Annotated in this window: 22 protein-coding genes; 15 read left to right on the top strand and 7 right to left on the bottom strand. The window is 58.1% G+C overall.

The annotated features are described in order from the left end of the window. Positions 1 to 56 precede the first annotated feature (56 nt). Genes serB through AC2FLA_RS10110 form a run of 4 tightly spaced genes read left to right on the top strand, consistent with a single transcriptional unit; the run spans position 57 to position 2065 of the window. Positions 57 to 935, top strand: coding sequence for a phosphoserine phosphatase SerB (gene serB, locus AC2FLA_RS10095; protein WP_496721918.1), 879 nt, complete (start codon positions 57 to 59; stop codon positions 933 to 935). A 40-nt stretch (positions 936 to 975) separates the two neighbouring features. Further along, the gene (locus tag AC2FLA_RS10100) at positions 976 to 1305 is read left to right on the top strand and encodes an ArsR/SmtB family transcription factor (RefSeq protein WP_282120371.1); all 330 of its coding nucleotides are present in this window, start codon (positions 976 to 978) and stop codon (positions 1303 to 1305) included. Beyond that, complete coding sequence (locus AC2FLA_RS10105; RefSeq protein WP_496721920.1) at positions 1293 to 1721, top strand: SRPBCC family protein; 429 nt, start codon at positions 1293 to 1295, stop codon at positions 1719 to 1721. The genes AC2FLA_RS10100 and AC2FLA_RS10105 overlap by 13 nt, the downstream gene beginning before the upstream one ends. A 23-nt stretch (positions 1722 to 1744) precedes the next feature. After that, positions 1745 to 2065: a YciI family protein gene (locus AC2FLA_RS10110; RefSeq protein WP_496721922.1), complete on the top strand. Its 321-nt coding sequence runs from the start codon at positions 1745 to 1747 to the stop codon at positions 2063 to 2065. 2 nt (positions 2066 to 2067) lie between these two features. On the opposite strand, the gene AC2FLA_RS10115 is transcribed toward AC2FLA_RS10110, so the two are convergent. Beyond that, positions 2068 to 3066: an asparaginase gene (locus AC2FLA_RS10115; protein WP_496721924.1), complete on the bottom strand. Its 999-nt coding sequence runs from the start codon at positions 3064 to 3066 to the stop codon at positions 2068 to 2070. Between the two features lie 178 nt (positions 3067 to 3244). Between AC2FLA_RS10115 and AC2FLA_RS10120 the strand changes: the two genes are divergently transcribed. From AC2FLA_RS10120 to AC2FLA_RS10140, 5 genes are all read left to right on the top strand, one after another. Then, on the top strand, positions 3245 to 3778 hold the full coding sequence (locus AC2FLA_RS10120; protein ID WP_058272619.1) for an invasion associated locus B family protein: 534 nt from the start codon (positions 3245 to 3247) through the stop codon (positions 3776 to 3778). A 171-nt stretch (positions 3779 to 3949) separates the two neighbouring features. Beyond that, positions 3950 to 4117: a hypothetical protein gene (locus AC2FLA_RS10125; RefSeq protein WP_186437396.1), complete on the top strand. Its 168-nt coding sequence runs from the start codon at positions 3950 to 3952 to the stop codon at positions 4115 to 4117. A 147-nt stretch (positions 4118 to 4264) separates the two neighbouring features. Next, positions 4265 to 4642, top strand: coding sequence for a lysozyme inhibitor LprI family protein (locus AC2FLA_RS10130; protein ID WP_496721926.1), 378 nt, complete (start codon positions 4265 to 4267; stop codon positions 4640 to 4642). A gap of 79 nt (positions 4643 to 4721) precedes the next feature. Then, entirely contained in the window at positions 4722 to 5909 is a 1188-nt protein-coding gene (rlmN, locus tag AC2FLA_RS10135) for a dual-specificity RNA methyltransferase RlmN (protein ID WP_472724605.1), read from the top strand. Between the two features lie 232 nt (positions 5910 to 6141). Beyond that, positions 6142 to 6768: a cytochrome P460 family protein gene (locus tag AC2FLA_RS10140; protein WP_496721928.1), complete on the top strand. Its 627-nt coding sequence runs from the start codon at positions 6142 to 6144 to the stop codon at positions 6766 to 6768. A gap of 7 nt (positions 6769 to 6775) precedes the next feature. On the opposite strand, the gene AC2FLA_RS10145 is transcribed toward AC2FLA_RS10140, so the two are convergent. Beyond that, positions 6776 to 7120 (bottom strand): hypothetical protein, encoded by a 345-nt coding sequence (locus AC2FLA_RS10145; RefSeq protein WP_496721930.1) that lies wholly within the window; start codon positions 7118 to 7120, stop codon positions 6776 to 6778. Further along, entirely contained in the window at positions 7117 to 8034 is a 918-nt protein-coding gene (locus AC2FLA_RS10150) for a DnaJ C-terminal domain-containing protein (protein WP_496721932.1), read from the bottom strand. The genes AC2FLA_RS10145 and AC2FLA_RS10150 overlap by 4 nt, the downstream gene beginning before the upstream one ends. 152 nt (positions 8035 to 8186) lie before the next feature. Between AC2FLA_RS10150 and AC2FLA_RS10155 the strand changes: the two genes are divergently transcribed. Next, a complete protein-coding gene (locus AC2FLA_RS10155) occupies positions 8187 to 8576 on the top strand; it encodes a hypothetical protein (RefSeq protein WP_496721934.1) in 390 nt (129 codons plus the stop codon). On the opposite strand, the gene AC2FLA_RS10160 is transcribed toward AC2FLA_RS10155, so the two are convergent. Together AC2FLA_RS10160 and AC2FLA_RS10165 are read right to left on the bottom strand one after the other, a co-directional pair. Continuing rightward, positions 8571 to 9671 (bottom strand): cystathionine gamma-lyase, encoded by a 1101-nt coding sequence (locus AC2FLA_RS10160; RefSeq protein ID WP_472724601.1) that lies wholly within the window; start codon positions 9669 to 9671, stop codon positions 8571 to 8573. The two genes, AC2FLA_RS10155 and AC2FLA_RS10160, sit on opposite strands and share 6 nt — an antisense overlap. A 3-nt stretch (positions 9672 to 9674) precedes the next feature. Further along, complete coding sequence (locus AC2FLA_RS10165) at positions 9675 to 10517, bottom strand: LOG family protein (RefSeq protein ID WP_472724600.1); 843 nt, start codon at positions 10515 to 10517, stop codon at positions 9675 to 9677. Between the two features lie 79 nt (positions 10518 to 10596). Between AC2FLA_RS10165 and AC2FLA_RS10170 the strand changes: the two genes are divergently transcribed. From AC2FLA_RS10170 to dapD, 3 genes are all read left to right on the top strand, one after another. Then, positions 10597 to 11514: a threonine/serine dehydratase gene (locus AC2FLA_RS10170; RefSeq protein WP_496721936.1), complete on the top strand. Its 918-nt coding sequence runs from the start codon at positions 10597 to 10599 to the stop codon at positions 11512 to 11514. A 44-nt stretch (positions 11515 to 11558) separates the two neighbouring features. After that, a complete protein-coding gene (locus tag AC2FLA_RS10175; RefSeq protein WP_058279708.1) occupies positions 11559 to 12158 on the top strand; it encodes a GntR family transcriptional regulator in 600 nt (199 codons plus the stop codon). A 109-nt stretch (positions 12159 to 12267) separates the two neighbouring features. Further along, positions 12268 to 13095: a 2,3,4,5-tetrahydropyridine-2,6-dicarboxylate N-succinyltransferase gene (gene dapD, locus AC2FLA_RS10180; protein WP_058279709.1), complete on the top strand. Its 828-nt coding sequence runs from the start codon at positions 12268 to 12270 to the stop codon at positions 13093 to 13095. Between the two features lie 57 nt (positions 13096 to 13152). Here dapD and AC2FLA_RS10185 read toward each other — a convergent pair whose 3' ends face one another. Further along, the gene (locus tag AC2FLA_RS10185; protein WP_472724597.1) at positions 13153 to 13488 is read right to left on the bottom strand and encodes a cupin domain-containing protein; all 336 of its coding nucleotides are present in this window, start codon (positions 13486 to 13488) and stop codon (positions 13153 to 13155) included. A gap of 114 nt (positions 13489 to 13602) precedes the next feature. Here AC2FLA_RS10185 and AC2FLA_RS10190 point away from each other — a divergent pair, with 114 nt between their 5' ends. Next, a complete protein-coding gene (locus tag AC2FLA_RS10190; protein WP_058279829.1) occupies positions 13603 to 13947 on the top strand; it encodes a DUF8846 family protein in 345 nt (114 codons plus the stop codon). Here the strand turns inward: AC2FLA_RS10190 and AC2FLA_RS10195 are convergent. Then, entirely contained in the window at positions 13944 to 15002 is a 1059-nt protein-coding gene (locus tag AC2FLA_RS10195) for a transporter substrate-binding domain-containing protein (protein ID WP_496721939.1), read from the bottom strand. The genes AC2FLA_RS10190 and AC2FLA_RS10195 overlap by 4 nt on opposite strands. Before the next feature lie 209 nt (positions 15003 to 15211). Here AC2FLA_RS10195 and dapE point away from each other — a divergent pair, with 209 nt between their 5' ends. Further along, positions 15212 to 16351 carry a succinyl-diaminopimelate desuccinylase gene (gene dapE / locus AC2FLA_RS10200; RefSeq protein ID WP_496721941.1) on the top strand — a complete coding sequence of 380 codons (1140 nt, stop codon included), beginning with the start codon at positions 15212 to 15214 and terminating at the stop codon, positions 16349 to 16351.

Below are 16351 nucleotides of genomic sequence, written 5' to 3' on the forward strand. Positions count from 1 at the left end.
TCTGGCGAAAATGCTGCACCTGCGATATGCGCAGGTGAGCTTGCCGGAGATCGAATATGTACGTTGCCACCCTGTTGACCAACCCCGATGTGTCTAATCTGGATTTGGCGTTGGTCGAGTCCTTGCGGAACGCATGGGGCGGTGGTGAGATCGTTTGGCTCAGCCCGGATGAAACTGCAGAGTTTTCCCTGGCCGAAATGCCGGGCAACCGGTGGGATGTCTGGGCGGACCTGCAGCAAATGGGCGTGGATCTGGTTGTCCAACAGTCTGAGGGCCGCCGTAACAAGATGCTGTTGGCCGATATGGACAGCACCATGATCCAACAGGAATGCATCGACGAACTGGCGGATGAGGCCGGCGTCGGCGACCGCGTTAAGGATATCACCGCACGCGCCATGAATGGCGAGTTGGACTTTGAGGGCGCGCTGACCGAACGGGTTGGTCTGTTGAAAGGTCTGGATGAGGCGGTGATCGGTAAAGTACTGGATGAACGCATCACTCTGATGCCGGGCGGCAAGGAACTGGTCGCGACGATGCGCCAGAACGGAAGCTATGCCGCCTTGGTCTCGGGCGGTTTCACGGCGTTTACCGCAAAAGTGGCCGAGGTGCTGGGGTTTGACGAAAACCGTGCCAACACCCTGCTGGCCCAAGACGGAAAACTGACCGGGGATGTGGCGCGACCCATTCTGGGGCGACAAGCCAAGGTGGATGCCTTGGAACAGATCACCGCGCGATTGGGCTTGCGTGAAGAAGACGTTATTGCCGTAGGCGACGGGGCCAACGATCTGGGGATGCTGCACCGGGCAGGAACAGGGGTGGCCCTGCATGCAAAGCCCACGGTTGCCGAGCAATGCGAGGTTCGGGTCAACCATGGCGATCTGACAGCATTGCTGTACGTTCAGGGCTATAGCCGCTCGGAATTCGTGTCCGGTTAAAGGTCTTCCCTTTATTTAGCGAACGTGTTAAATAAGGGCTATGAACACTCTGATAAACGCTTTTTCTGCTTTGTCCGATTCCACTCGGTTCTCGATTGTCGAGCAACTGATGCAGGACGGAGAGCTGCCTGCCGGTGACCTGATCCAAGGGCGCGGCATGTCGGGCGCAGCGATTTCGCGCCACCTGAAAGTGCTGCGTGAGGCCGGGCTGGTGCAACAGCGCGTCCACGGCACTCAGCGGATGTATTCCATCCAGCCCGACGGGCTGCGGGCGATTGCCGAATGGACGATTTCGAAACGTCAGTTCTGGGAAAACAGCCTCGATCGTCTGGGCGACCTCATTGAAAGGGAAAACTCATGGCCGACCTGAAACTGGAACGCGAGTTCCCGACCACCCCGGAAAACCTGTTTGCCTGGGTCAGTGATGGGGCGAAGCTGTTGCAGTGGTGGGGGCCCGAAGGGGTGCATGTGCCCGAGCATGACCTGAATTTCTCACGCACGGGGCCCTGGTATTCAATAATGAAGAACGCAGAAGGCCAGACATTCAAGGTGTCCGGTCATGTCACCCATGTTGATCCGCCCAATTCGGTTGGGTTCACCTGGGCCTGGCATGACGATCAGGATCAGCGCGGGGCGGAAAGCCACGTCACGTTTTCGGTTGTCGCAACGGATAATGGTGCACAGCTGGTCGTGGAACACCGCGAACTGGCAGATGCCGAGGCTGCAGCTAACCACAACATGGGCTGGACATCGTCGCTGGCCAAGCTTGAGGCGCAGTTTGGATAAGTTTTCATTAGGGAGGAAATAAAATGCCACAATATTTGTTTGTCTATCACGGCGGAACCACACCAACCGACCCCGCTGAAGTAGAAGCAACTATGGCCGCGTGGGGCGCATGGTTCCAAGGCATGGGTGAGGCGCTGGACATACCCGGCAATCCGGTTGGTCAATCCTATACGGTCAGCAACGGAAGCGTCGTCGACAATGGCGGCGTAAACCCGGCATCCGGCTTTACGGTTGTAAAGGCCGATAGCATTGATGCCGCGACCGAAATGGCCAAGGGCTGTCCCATGGTAGTCAACGGCTCAGGCTCGGTCGAAGTGGCCGAGGTGCATGAAATCGAAATGTAACCTTAGCCGGGGAACCCCGGCGCAGGTCTGATTACACCGCATTCCAGCCCGCGACGGCTGTATTGCGTGGCATTCATGAATTTGCGGGTGGCCGGGTGATCGGCCTCCAGCACACCAAGGCTTACCAGAATCGCGGCGATTGCGCATTCGCTGGCGCGGGTGGTGCCATCAGTGATTTTCAGCGCAACACCCATTCGTTTTTCCGGGATGATGGCAATGAACACCGCCTCAGCCCCTGTTTTGATTGCAGCGCGGCCATCCATAGCGCGCATCAGTTCTGTACAGGCGCGGCTTTCGCCCGCCACCAGTTCGGGGTGCTTGATCATGGCCGCCGTAAGCTGTTGCGCTGCGTCGCTGGCACGGTCCGACCGGTCAGCGGCCGAGGCAAACCACGCCATCGAACGCGCCAGTCCCACCAGTGATGTCGCAAAGTTCGGGGCCGAACATCCATCGATTCCATAGGCAGGACTGGTTTCTCCAGTGGTATCTTCCAGCGCGGACAGGCAGGCTTGCTGTACGGGGTGGTCGATCTCAAGGTATTCCGGTCCCGCGCCCATGTGCTGTGCGACCGTCAGAAACCCGCAATGTTTGCCCGAGCAATTGTTGTGGATCTGGCAGGGCGTGTCATCGGCAAGTATCAGCCCGTCGCGCGCGGCCATGTCCTGCGGTTCTTGCGGACCGCAGCGCAGATCGTGTTCGGTCAAGCCCAAGTGATCCAGCCAGGCAGTAACTCTGTCGGTATGGATATGTGCGCCGCTATGCGAGGCACAGGCGAGGGCCAGATGCTCGGAGTTCAGGCCATATTTGGCGGCTGCACCCGATGTGATCAGCGGCAGCCCCTGTATCATTTTTGCAGAAGACCGAGGGTAAATCACCGTGTCCGGATCGCCCCAACTGCGTACGATATGACCGCTGTCGTCGCAGGTCACTGCGTGGCCCAGATGCAGGCTTTCCAACAAGGGGCCTCGCCATAGTTCTGTCATTGGTACCGGCTGCGTCATCTGGCCCCTCCATTATATGCGCAAAAATCTGCCAATCGCCCTTTCGCCTGTGGCGAAACCTGCGTTAGTGTGTGTATGTCGACAATCATCGGAATACGCAACTTACAGACGAACCGACAGAGTTCGTATGCGGTCTCGATGGGTATGAGGTATTAGGTCGAGCTAGGAGGCTGGACAGATGGGATTAAAACTCGTCCGCACAATTGCGGGTCTGTGCGTGGCAGGAATGGCCACAACCGCAATCGCTCAGCAGGCGACCAGCACCAATCGGGTTGCTGCGAAGACCGACTGGAGCGTTTTTGTGGAGAAAGATCCCACAGAGTGCTGGAGCGTATCCGCGCCCAAAGAGACTGTGAACACCAAAGGCGGACGCGTGGTTTCGGTGCGCCGCAGCGACATCCTGTTGTTCGTGTTCTACCGCCCGAATGCCGAAGTCAAAGGTCAGGTGACCTTTACCGGCGGCTATCCTTTCGCGGCAGGATCGACGGTCACCCTTGAGATTGACGGCACCGAGTTCGCTTTGATCACCGAAGGTGAATGGGCCTGGCCGGCAACCGAAGGCGAAGACCTGAAGGTCGTCGCAGCGATGAAGCGCGGCACCGAGGCCGTTCTGACCGCCCGGTCCGAGCGCGGAACCCAGACCAAAGACACGTTCTCGCTATTGGGTTTCAGTGCTGCGATCGAAGACGCCGAAAAGCGCTGCACCCAATAAACAAGGACAACAGGTTTACGCAGCCCCGTCATTTGGCGGGGCTTTTTCGTGGGCGATCATACGTGTCATCCGATCTTTACGCCACGTCCACCACCCCAAATTGATCCGCATCAAGGCAAGCGACCCATCTTTCTGAACCAATCAGTTCAAATATATGGAAGGAGCTTATCCATGCTGAACAAACCTCTTGCTGCCGTGTTGGTGGTCGCCGCCGTATTTCTGAGCGCATGTGAAAAAAACAACGAAACCTATCCGGTTTCTGGCGAGCAATGCGGTCCAAAAGATCCCGTGCAAACTTTGGACGCGGATGATTGCGACATCCTACCTGCAGGGATCTGACATGTTCACCTGACCTGATTCTTCGTAATCGTAATGCAGATAGTTCGGTCGCATCGGTTTGGCCTTTGCGGCCGACTTGCAATTGGGACTACGGCGCAACGCGTGCTACGGTGGCCACATACAAGGGTTCATATGTGGAAACGGATAATGCGTTACGTCTTGATTGCAGTGCTTTTTTCTTCGGCCGCGTGGGCAGATCCCAGCCTGGAATGTTTCGACGCAGGTTCGCAGGTCGAAATCGGAGCCTGCGTTGGGGAAATGGAGAAACGCGTGAATATGGCTGTTGAGACAAGCTATGGCTTCGCCATGCAGTCCGCATTTGAGTTGGACGAGGTCACAGACCGTGTGGTGGCACAACCGGCACTTGAGGCTGCACAAGAGGCATGGAGAGGATATCGCGATGCGCAATGTGAAGCAGTGGGGGCTTCATACGGTGGCGGCTCTGGTACCGGTATTGCCATTGCGTCCTGCCGCGTTGATCTGGGCCGGGCGCGTGTGGATGAATTGCTGCGCATGGCAAATTAAATGATACGAATTCTTTTGATCTTTGCGCGCGATCCTATATAGAGGCGCATCCCAAGCCCGAATTCGTTGAGATAGCAATATGTCGCCCAAAGCGCCGATCACTCAAGATGTCATGACCATCCCCCGCAAACTGCCCGAGGGGAAGATCAACCTTGTCGGGTTGACCCGTGATCAGTTGCGTGACGCTCTGATCGAACATGGCACGCCGGAAAAGCAGGCCAAGATGCGGACCGGGCAGATCTGGCAGTGGATCTATCAATGGGGCGTGCGCGATTTTGCCGAGATGACCAACCTCGCCAAAGCGTATCGTGCGCAACTGGCTGAGAATTTCGTTGTTGAGATCCCCGAGGTCGTGACCCGGCAGGTGTCCGAGGACGGCACGCGCAAGTACCTGTGCCGCATCGCGGGTGGCCATGAGGTTGAGGTTGTCTACATCCCCGAAGAGGATCGCGGGACGCTGTGCATCTCGTCTCAGGTTGGCTGCACGCTGACCTGTTCCTTCTGCCATACGGGCACGCAGAAACTGGTGCGCAACCTGACGGCTGCAGAAATCGTCGGTCAGGTGATGATGGCCCGCGACGATCTGGACGAATGGCCGACCCCTGGTGCGCCAAAGGACGAAACACGCCTGTTGTCGAACATCGTTCTGATGGGCATGGGTGAGCCGCTTTATAACTTCGAAAACGTGCGCGACGCGATGAAGATCGCCATGGACCCCGAAGGCATTTCTCTGTCACGCCGTCGGATCACCTTGTCGACGTCCGGCGTGGTGCCGGAAATTGCGCGCACAGCTGACGAGATCGGCTGCTTGCTGGCGATCTCGTTCCACGCGACAACGGATGAAACCCGCGATTTTCTGGTGCCCATCAACAAGCGCTGGAACATCCAAGAACTGCTGCAGGCATTGGCAAATTATCCCAAGGTGTCCAATTCCGAGCGGATTACTTTCGAGTACGTGATGCTGGATGGTGTGAACGATAGCGACGAAGATGCGCATCGCTTGATCGACCACATCAAAAGCCACAACATTCCCGCTAAGATCAACCTGATTCCGTTCAACGAATGGCCCGGCGCGCCTTACAAGCGCAGCTCGAATAACCGAATCCGGGCGTTTGCGAACATCATTTATCAGGCAGGATATGCCTCTCCCATTCGCAAGACGCGTGGCGAGGACATCATGGCAGCTTGCGGTCAGTTGAAATCGGCCACAGAGCGCGCCCGCAAGTCGCGCAAGCAGATCGAAGCCGAAGCGGGATTGCAGAGCTGACAAGCCCAAATTTCGTGCAAACTACGCCAAGAAATTAATTTTCTGGCCGCTGTTATTTGTATGCACAATTTGATATGTTTTGGGGGCTGAAACCGGCTGCCTAGGCCTCACGCTTGCGCACAAAGCAGTGAGAGTCGCATTCCGGTCGTGGCGCGTTTGTTCATGGCCGCTATCATTTTACACGTAACTTGCGGCGTTCAGGCGAACCTTTTGAAACAGGTGGGCCAAATACATGTTTGTACGATTTATAAGACTGTTTCCGACATTTCTTGCGGCTTTGTTTGTGGTGGGGCTTGCTGCGCATCAGGCTGGCGCTCAATCCAGTGGTGAGGATGCTCACCTTGCCATTGAAAATCCTGCCGAGCTGTCCAAAGAAGAAGCTTTGGGCATCTACAAGTCCCTGCAGCGACGGATGGAGCGTGGCTATGCCGCCGCGCAGTTAGATTTGCTGATGAACTATCAGGCATGGCCGCTGTTCAACGACGCGCCTTACATCTCGGCAACCCATGGGCAGCGCTATGTGAACAGCTATGCCAACCGCATGGCGCACAACTATGGTACTTTGGCCGAGGGTGAAAAACTGCCGATGGGGTCAGTGCTGGCCAAGGACAGCGTCACGGTCACGGACGAGGGCAATGTCCATCCCGGGGCTTTGTTCGTGATGGAAAAACTCGCCGAAGGCACCAGCCCGGAAACTGCGGACTGGCGCTATATCATGGTCATGCCCGACGGGTCTTTGTTTGGTGACACGATGGGCGCGCGTTCGGACGCTGTCGTCTATTGCCACGATTGTCACGAAGCGGTGGCTGATCGGGACTACACGTTCTTCGTTCCCGAAGAGTATGTTGTCGGTAACTAAGCGGGGGTTACTTGCGACCGAACCGCGCCGTTCCAATTACCTCGATCAATGTCCGACGCACCGGCTCCGGTTGCGTGTCTACCGCATTCAGAACCTCTCGTAACTCGGCCCGAAGGCCGTGCATCTGGTCGATCAGTGAGATCATCATCGACAGCGCATCAGGCTCCATCTCGTATTGGTCGTGCAGCTCGCACGCCAGCTCCAACCGCGCCACGTCGAGGGTGTGATACACCAACCCCTGCTCGGTTTGCTCGGGAATGACGATCTCGGCAGCCAGGTATTCGGTCAGGCGGGTCGAGGTCAGGCGGGTGACGGTTGCGATCAGCTGCTCTTCGGTCAGGGTGCGGGTCATGACGGCATTCCTTTCCGCGGATCATAGCTGTGGCTTTCGCGCCAAGTCTCCATGAATTGCTTCAAATCGTCATCAATCTGATCGGGCATGGATACAGTTAGTTCGATCAACTGATCGCCGCGATCGGACGAGCCGCGCTTCTTGACCCCCTTGCCGCGCAGGCGCAACGTCCTGCCGCTGCTGGTGCCTGCGGGGACACTGACATTGACGCCGCCATCAATGGTGGGGGCGGGTACCTTGCCACCCAGAATGGCCTCATCAATTGTGATGGGCAGAGTAATATGGATGTCATCGCCCTGACGATCAAAGACCGGGTGTTTAGCCACTGACACAGTGACCAAAGCATCGCCGGGCGGGCCTTCGCCAAAACCCGGGTCGCCTTTGCCGCGCAGGCGGATAGTCTGGCCATCGGTGATGCCAGCGGGGATCTTGACCTCGATCCGGTCACCATCCGGCAGCGTCAGCTTTTGGCTGGCCCCGAACACCGCGTCCAGAAAACTGATCTGCAGATTGTAAGCGCGATTGTGGCCCGGCGCGTGGAATTCATGCGTGCGCTGCTGGTATCCTCCGCGGCCCCGCATGAATTCGGCAAAGATGTCGGACATGTCATCCGGATCTGCCGCTCGACCGCGATAGGGATTCCCGGCGGCCTCGGCATATTCACGATAATATTGCTGCTGTGGCCTTTCCTGACCCGATGCATCAATCTCGCCATTATCGTATCGCTCACGTGTTTCCGGGTCTTTCAGCAAGTCATAGGCGGACGCAGCCGCCTTGAATTTTTCTTCAGCCTCGCCATCCCCGGGCTTGAGATCCGGGTGGCATTCTTTGGCGATGCGCCGGTAAGCCTTTTTGATCTCGGCGGCGCTGGCGTCTTTGGCGACGCCAAGGATGGTATAGGGATCGTCGCTCATCTCACCTCTCGCGGGTCGGTCTGAACAGGATGAATGTGTTTTATCATGCGATTTCAATGACCCAAAAGAAAGCGGCTTTTGAAACCGCTCGCAAAATCCCATGGGCCTGTTAATATCTGCATGTTTCTAACTGATCATCCACGGAGAACCCTATGACGCGCAGAATCAAGTCCGCACTGGCCCTTTTGACCGGCAATGCCATAGGGCTACTGCTTGCTACGCTGCTGTTGTCGGGGTTTGCGATCAAGCCGATATCATTCATCGTCGTGGTGATCGTGTTCACGCTGGTGCAGGTGGTGGCCGAGCCGCTGATCCTGAAACTGGGTGAGAAAAAAGCCCCCTCCATCAAGGGTGGGATTGCCTTGATCGTGACGTTTGTCGGCCTGTTGGTGACTGATCTGATTACGACCGGGTTGACCGTTGGCGGCGTTGCCAACCTGTTGGCGGCGACTCTGCTTGTTTGGTTGGGGGCACTGATCGCCAGCATTGTGCTGCCGATCTATGTGTTCACTGAACTGCGCGAGCCTAAGAAGAAATCATAACGCGTTCAGGCTGGTTTCCATCGCCTGCCACAGTTCATCCGTCGGTTCGCAACCTATTGAAAGACGGATAAAGGCCGGATCGACGTCATCGCCCCAGCGTGCGCGTCGTTCGGCAGAACTGTGGACACCGCCGAACGATGTGGCCGGTCGCAGCATCGGGCAGGTGTTGATAAAAGTTTCGGCCTTTTCCTCGGTCTCTAACGTGATCGACAACAAGAACCCGAACCGGGGCGTCTGCGCCCTGGCCAGAGCATAGGAAGGGTCACCCGACAGGCCGGGATAGCGGATCTGTTTGACGGCCTCATGTTCTGCCAACCGTTCAGCGAGCACTTGCGCCGATGCACACATCCGGTCGAAACGAACGTCCAGCGTTTCCAACCCGCGATGCAGCAGCCATGCTTCGTGCGGGCCGGGGATCGCGCCGGAAACGCGCCGCCATTCCTCAACCCGTTCCATGATCTGCGCGTTGCGGCTGGCGACGTGACCCATCAGAAGATCCGAATGGCCGCCCATAGCCTTGGTGTCCGAGGCCACCACCACGTCGATGCCCATATCCAACGGGCGTTGACCCAGTGGCGTCATCGTTGTGTTGTCGGCAATCGTTAGACCGCCCGCCGCGCGAACGGCAGTGGCGATCGCAGGCAGGTCCATCATATCCAGACCGGGGTTCGAGGGGCTTTCCAAAAAGACCACGTCAAACCCGTCAAACCCGCCCTCTGCGAACGCCGTCGTTGGACGCTCAGTAACCGAGACGCCTAGACTGGACAGGAACCGATCGGCCAGCAGTCGTGTGACATAATACCCGTCCGAGGGGATCAGGATATGGGACCCGGCTTTGACCGTCGCGAACAAAGCGGCAGAGATCGCCCCCATACCTGACGGAAAGGTCAGACAGGGCGCGTCTTCCAAATGGGACAGCACGTGTTCCAGATGCACCCAGGTCGGGTTGTCGACCCGGCCATAGGTCGGATGCCCGTCCGGTGCGCCGGGCAGGTGGTACATGCTGCTTTGCGTCAGCGGCAGGGCCACCGGATCGCCTTTGTTCAGCGCGTTCCCGCGCAGGTGCAACATCTCACCGGTCTTAGGCGGCTTCATGTCTCAGCGCCCCGGAATTTCATCGCGGGGTGGGGCCGGTTCCCAGTTTTCAATAATATCGACCGCCTCTTGCGCGGTATCCACGAAGCGGAACAGGTCGAGGTCCTCGTCCGAGATCGTGCCCGCATCCGCCAGCGCCTCCCAGTTGATGACCTTTTCCCAGAAATCGCGGCCGAACAGCAGGAAGGGCACACGCTCCATCCGGCCAGTCTGGATCAGCGTCAGCGACTCGAACAGCTCGTCCATCGTGCCGAAGCCGCCGGGGAAGATGGTGATGGCGCGGGCGCGCATTAGGAAATGCATCTTGCGAATGGCGAAATAGTGGAAATTAAAGCTGAGATCGGGCGTTACATACAGGTTCGGCGCCTGCTCGTGCGGCAGCACAATGTTCAGGCCGATGGAACAGCCACCGGCATCCTGTGCGCCACGATTTCCGGCCTCCATCACGCCGGGGCCACCGCCGGTGACGATCACGTTCTCGCGGCAGCCGGTTTCATTGGATCTTTCGGTCATCAGACGGGCGAATTCCCGCGCTTCGTCGTAATATTGCGACAGGTTGGCCAGCGTCTGGGTTCGCGCGGTGTGTTTCTGCGACGGCTCAGGAATGCGTGCGCCGCCGAACATGACGATGGTCGAGGTGATCTCGCGCTCGGTCATGATCATCTCGGGCTTCAGCAACTCCAGTTGCAGACGCACGGGGCGCAGCTCATCCCGACACAGGAAATCATCGTCTGCAAAGGCAAGGCGATAGGCGGGTGAGCGCGTCTGCGGCGTGTCCGGCACCTCGCTCGCGGTCGAGCGGTCAGTCTGGGCGTCGCGGAAAGGGCTGAGGCGGTCTTCTCTCATGGGTGATGGTTCCCTGCTTGCGTGTTCATAAAACAGCTATAGGGTTCGCAGGCAGAGTGCCAGCCACGGAAGAACAAGAATGAATTGGAAGAGTGAAATTTCCGCCGCCGCCGAACGGATCAATGGGTATGCGCAGCTGACCCCGGTGATTGAAAGCCTTATGCCCGGATTGGATTATCCGGTCGAAATGAAGCTGGAGCATATGCAGCACACGGGCAGTTTCAAAGCGCGCGGGGCGTTTAATACGCTGCTCAGCTTGGACGTGCCCGAGGCTGGCGTTGTGGCGGCTTCGGGCGGCAATCACGGTGCGGCGGCGGCGTATGCGGCACAAACGCTGGGATATCCGGCCAAGATTTTCGTGCCAGACCTTGCCGGACCATCCAAGATCGCCCTGATTGAACAGACGGGCGCGGATTTGACGGTGGTGCAAGGTGAATACGCAAACGCACTGAGCGAGGCCAGAGCGCATGAGGCTGCGACCGGGGCGATGCAAATCCACGCTTATGATGCCCCCGCAACCGTAGCAGGGCAGGGCACGTGTTTTGCCGAATGGGAGGCGCAGGGACTGCAGGCTGACACCATTTTGGTTGCAGTGGGCGGCGGTGGCCTGATTGGCGGGGCTTTGGGTTGGTTTGATGGCACGCGCAAGGTCTTAGCAGTCGAACCGGAAACCTCCTGCGCGCTGAACGCGGCGCTGCAGGCGGGTGAACCGGTGGATGTCTCGGTCTCGGGGATAGCAGCCAACGCGCTGGGCGCGCGGCGGATCGGAGGGATTTGTTTCGATCTTGCGCAAGGAATGACATCTGTTCTTGTCTCAGACGAGGCGATTGCAGCCGCGCAAAAGGCGCTGTGGCAGACCCATCGCATATTGGTCGAACCGGCCGGTGCGACCGCGTTGGCGGCTTTGACCTCAGGTGTTTACAAGCCAGAACCAGAAGAACGCGTGGCGGTTCTGGTGTGCGGGGGAAATATTGCCCCGGACCCGCTGATGGGTTGAATTATCGGCTTGTGGAAGGTGGTTAAGGATTTTATCGATAATCTATGACCACTACGATCGCCGACACAATTTACCAAAACCTTAGACAGAAGATTATCACGGGCGAATTGCTTGCCGGTGAAAAGCTACGTCAGGATCACATCGCGCGGGCCTTTGAGACCAGCCATGTACCGGTGCGCGAGGCATTGCTGCGTCTGGAAGCGCACGGGTTGGCCCAAAGTGAGCCGCGCCGCGGTATGCGTGTTTCGGCGCTGGACCCGGCAGAAGTGCGCGAAGTGGTTGAAATGCGTGTCGCGCTGGAATCCCTGGCCTTGCAGCATTCGGTACAGAATATGACGCCTGGCGCGCTTAAAGAGGCGGATGACGCTCGGATCGCCTGTGATGCTGCGCAAACGATGCCCGAGTGGGAAGCGTGCAACCGTACCTTTCATCGCTCGATCCTGACGCCGTGCGGGTTGCCACGCCTGCTGCATGCAATCGATGACCTTCATATCGCCGGCGCGCGCCACCTGTTTGCCCATTGGCGTCCCAAGTGGGTACACCGTGCGGATGGTGATCACGCAGCCATCGTTCAGGCGCTCAAGCGCAAGGACGCGGCCACGGCGACGGCCATTCTGACCCGCCATATCCGCCGCGCAAGCTGAACACAGGTCAAGCTAGCCGCAAATCGTACCTTCTGCGTCGCATTGCACCGCGAGATGCAGTTGCGTATAGGCCAAACAAACGTGAACAGATTCTGCAGGGAGCCATCCGATGTCCAACGCGCAACTGGAAACCGCTATCGAAGCCGCCTGGGAGGCGCGCGACACCATCACGCCCGCCACCACCGGCGAACAACGCGAGGCGATCGAGGATACGCTGGCCGCGCTGGACAGCGGTTCGCTGCGGGTTGCTGAAAAGCTGGAAAGCGGTGATTGGCATGTGAACCAGTGGGCCAAGAAGGCAGTTCTACTGGGCTTTCGCATCAAGGATATGGAAATCCAGACCGGCGGTCCACAGGATGGCGGCTGGTGGGACAAAGTGGACAGCAAGTTCGCCGGTTGGGGTGAAAACCAGTGGCGTGCCGCTGGCTTCCGCGCGGTTCCTAACTGTGTTGTGCGCAAATCGGCCTATGTCGCACCCGGCGTGGTTCTGATGCCGTCCTTCGTGAACCTGGGCGCCTATGTCGACGAAGGCACCATGGTCGATACTTGGGCCACCGTTGGTTCCTGTGCGCAGATTGGTAAAAACGTACACCTGTCAGGCGGTGTTGGCATCGGCGGAGTTTTGGAGCCAATGCAGGCTGGCCCGACCATCATCGAAGACAATTGCTTTATCGGCGCGCGCTCCGAAGTGGTCGAAGGCTGCATCGTGCGCGAAGGCTCGGTTTTGGGAATGGGCGTCTTTATCGGCAAATCCACCAAGATCGTGGATCGCGAAACCGGCGAAGTCACTTATGGCGAAGTGCCGCCATATTCGGTGGTTGTCGCGGGTTCGATGCCGTCCAAGAACAACGTCAACCTGTATTGCGCCGTGATCGTAAAGCGCGTGGACGAGAAAACTCGTTCGAAAACCGGGATTAACGAACTGCTGCGCGACTAAATCAAGTGCGGATTTGAAACGGGGCTGTAGCGTATCTCGCTGCAGCCCTTTTTTTGTTTATCCTTTGACTGGATAGCGGTCGGGTTCCTCAAACACGTCGATCACGCGGCTTCCGGCTTTGATTTTCCCGCCGTGTTCAACACCAGACGGGATCGAGTAACTGTCGCCGGGGCGATAGGTCTTAGTTTCTCCGCCTATTGTCAGTTCAACCTCGCCCTCGACCACCGTGCCCCATTGCGCCTTGTGTGAATGCGGTGGCAGTTCGAAATCCTTGAGGAAGGTGAAGAACGCGACCAAACCCGCATCTGACCGGATGACGGCGGTTTGCACCACGTCCTCGGGGAATGGGACGTCGAGGCTAGGGAAGTCTGTAATAAAATTTGGGTAGGCCATGAAAAATCCTTTGCAGTTTGAAATGGGTTTTCGCGGGTACTATGGACGTGCTGGGGGCTTCCCGCAATTCCCGGCTGCTTGACCACGGACAGGCGCGCGGCTATGGCCCCCTGCATGGAAAAGCAAAAGAAACCGTCCCGTCAGCAAGTTTATACATTGCTCGTTCAGATTGGCCGCAAAGAAGGCGACGGTCTGCCCGAAGGTGCGACCGGAGCAGCGCTGATGTGTTTTGCTAGCGGCGTGGATGAGGCTGAAGCGGTGCGTGAAACCGTGGCGATCCTGAAACAGGCCGACACGGCGCCACTGGACGTCACCGGTTATGGAACTCTGGCCGAGCGTGAGGCGCAGGGGCACGACATCGACCCGGACGAACGCGACTTGATGCAGCGGGCCTTGGACGAAAACGCCGTTATCGTGGCGCAAATGACGCCGTTTTTCGGGGATGAAGAACCGGCTTAGTTCCGCACCCCGAACCATTTGCGGTAAATTTCATCATAGGTGCCGTCTTCGCGCAGCGCCAACAGGGCTTGGTTCACGTCCTCGACCAATGGCGAGCCGGTTGGGAACGCAATCCCGTAGTTCTCGCGTAGGAAAACGCCACCTGTCATCGATGCGATCCGACGTCCTTCATGCGCCGCGTAATAGGACAGGATCGGTGCGTCAAAGACAACGGCGTCCAACTCCTTATCCTGGAATGCGGTCAGCACATCATCCAGGTTTTCATAACCGGAAAATTCGATCTCGCGCCGGTTCAGGAAGTTTGCGGCAGTTGAGTTCGAGATTGTGCCCACCTGCTTGCCGTAGAGATCGTTGACTGAGTTCACGTTGCCGCTGATGGCATCCACGGTCATGACCGACGTGATGCGCGCTGTGAAGACCGATACGATGAACAGTGAGGACACCACCAGTACCACGCCCAGCAACCGTCCGAACGGTGTGCGCGGCATGCGTTCCTCGAACCCGCCATTGACCACAAGATTCAGCGCCCACCAAAAGGACGGGAACCATGCCTCATTCAGCTTGCGGTCGAAATACGGCTGGGCCCGACGCTCAAACCCCCACATCAGCATCCCGCCGCCAAGCAAGATCGCAAAGGCCAGTCCGATGGCGATGAACAATTCAACAGACAGCAAAGCGTGCAGCAGCGATGGTCTGCGCGCTGCATCCGATGGCACCATGATCTGCAGACCGGCCTCGAATATCGGCTGGCTGAAATCCATCTGCGTTTCACGCGCAGCCGTGATCGAGATATTGGCCACAGCCAGGTCCGCGGTTCCTTCCTGCACAGCACCCAGCATATCGCTGAAGGCCTCGACCCTGGTGACCGAGTAGTCCCAATTCAGTGCTTCGGACAGGGCTTGCAGCAGGTCCATTGAAAAACCGGTTTGGGCCCCGTCCTCGACATAGGAAAACGGGGGGCGGGTCACGGTCGTGACCGAAAGCGTCTGCGCCTGGCTTTGCTGTGCAAGAACGGCGAAAGTCAGGCAGATCCAAACGAGAAGCGCACGTGTCATCGTCAATTCACCTGTTTCGCGGCCCTCTAACGCAGATTTGAAAGGCACGGCAAGGTGGCCGCAAGGTAAACCGCCATGTTTTATTGGGGTGTCATTTCAAGACTCGCGAAAAAAAGCGCCCGGAATCCGGTGGCGAGGGGTTGGCAATTGATCCAATTCGTTGAATCTGTGCACGATCCCGCGATTGAATGAACCAAAAGGGCCCAGAAATGACAGATCCGGTAAAGTTGACGGCGGACCTGATCCGTTGCCCATCAGTCACACCTGAGGAAGGCGGCGCGCTTGTGTTGTTGGAGAAGCTTCTGTCCGACGCAGGCTTCGACTGCACCCGCGCGGATCGCGGTGATGTCAGCAATTTGTACGCGCGCTGGGGGCCGAAAGACCATCCGCGCAGCTTTGGGTTCAACGGGCATACTGACGTTGTCCCAGTGGGTGACGAAGCAGCCTGGACGATGCCCCCGTTCGGTGCAGAAATCCGCGAAGGTTTGATGTATGGGCGCGGGGCCACAGACATGAAATCCGGCGTGGCGGCCTTTGCGGCGGCCGCTGTGGATTTCGTGCGCGACACCCCCCCGGACGGGGCAATTATTCTTGCGATCACGGGCGATGAAGAGGCGGACGCGGTGGACGGCACCACGGCACTGCTTGATTACATGTCCAAGGCCGGAGAACGAATGTCTGCCTGTTTGGTGGGTGAGCCGACCTGCCCAAACACAATGGGCGAGATGATGAAAATCGGGCGGCGTGGTTCGATGACCGCCTGGTTCACGGTGACCGGTGAGCAGGGGCATTCGGCCTATCCGCACCGGGCCAAAAACCCTCTGCCCGCCATGGCGCGTTTGATGCATAAGCTGGCCAGCCACGAACTGGATCAGGGATCGGACCATTTCGATGCCTCAACCCTGGCCGTTGTGAGTATTGACACGGGCAACGCAGCAACCAACGTGATCCCGGCGCAATGTACCGGAGCCGTGAACATCCGCTTTAACGATCTACACTCGGGCGCCAGCCTTAGTGAGTGGTTGCAGGCCGAAGCCAAAGCCGTGGCTGAAACCTACGATGTCGCGGTCAACGTCCGGATCAAGATCTCAGGCGAGAGCTTTCTGACCCCACCCGGCCCCCTGTCTGATCTGGTCGCGAAAGCGGTCGAGACCGAAACCGGTGTGCGCCCCGAGATGTCGACAACAGGTGGTACCTCGGATGCGCGGTTTGTCAAAGACCATTGCCCAGTGGTTGAGTTCGGCCTTGTTGGCCGAACGATGCATCAGGTCGATGAATGCGTCGAGGTGGCGCAGATCGAACAGCTCAAGGCGATCTACACGCGTATCCTTCAGGACTATTTCGCCTGA

It is taken from the genome of Ruegeria sp. CDSA033 (assembly GCF_059612305.1).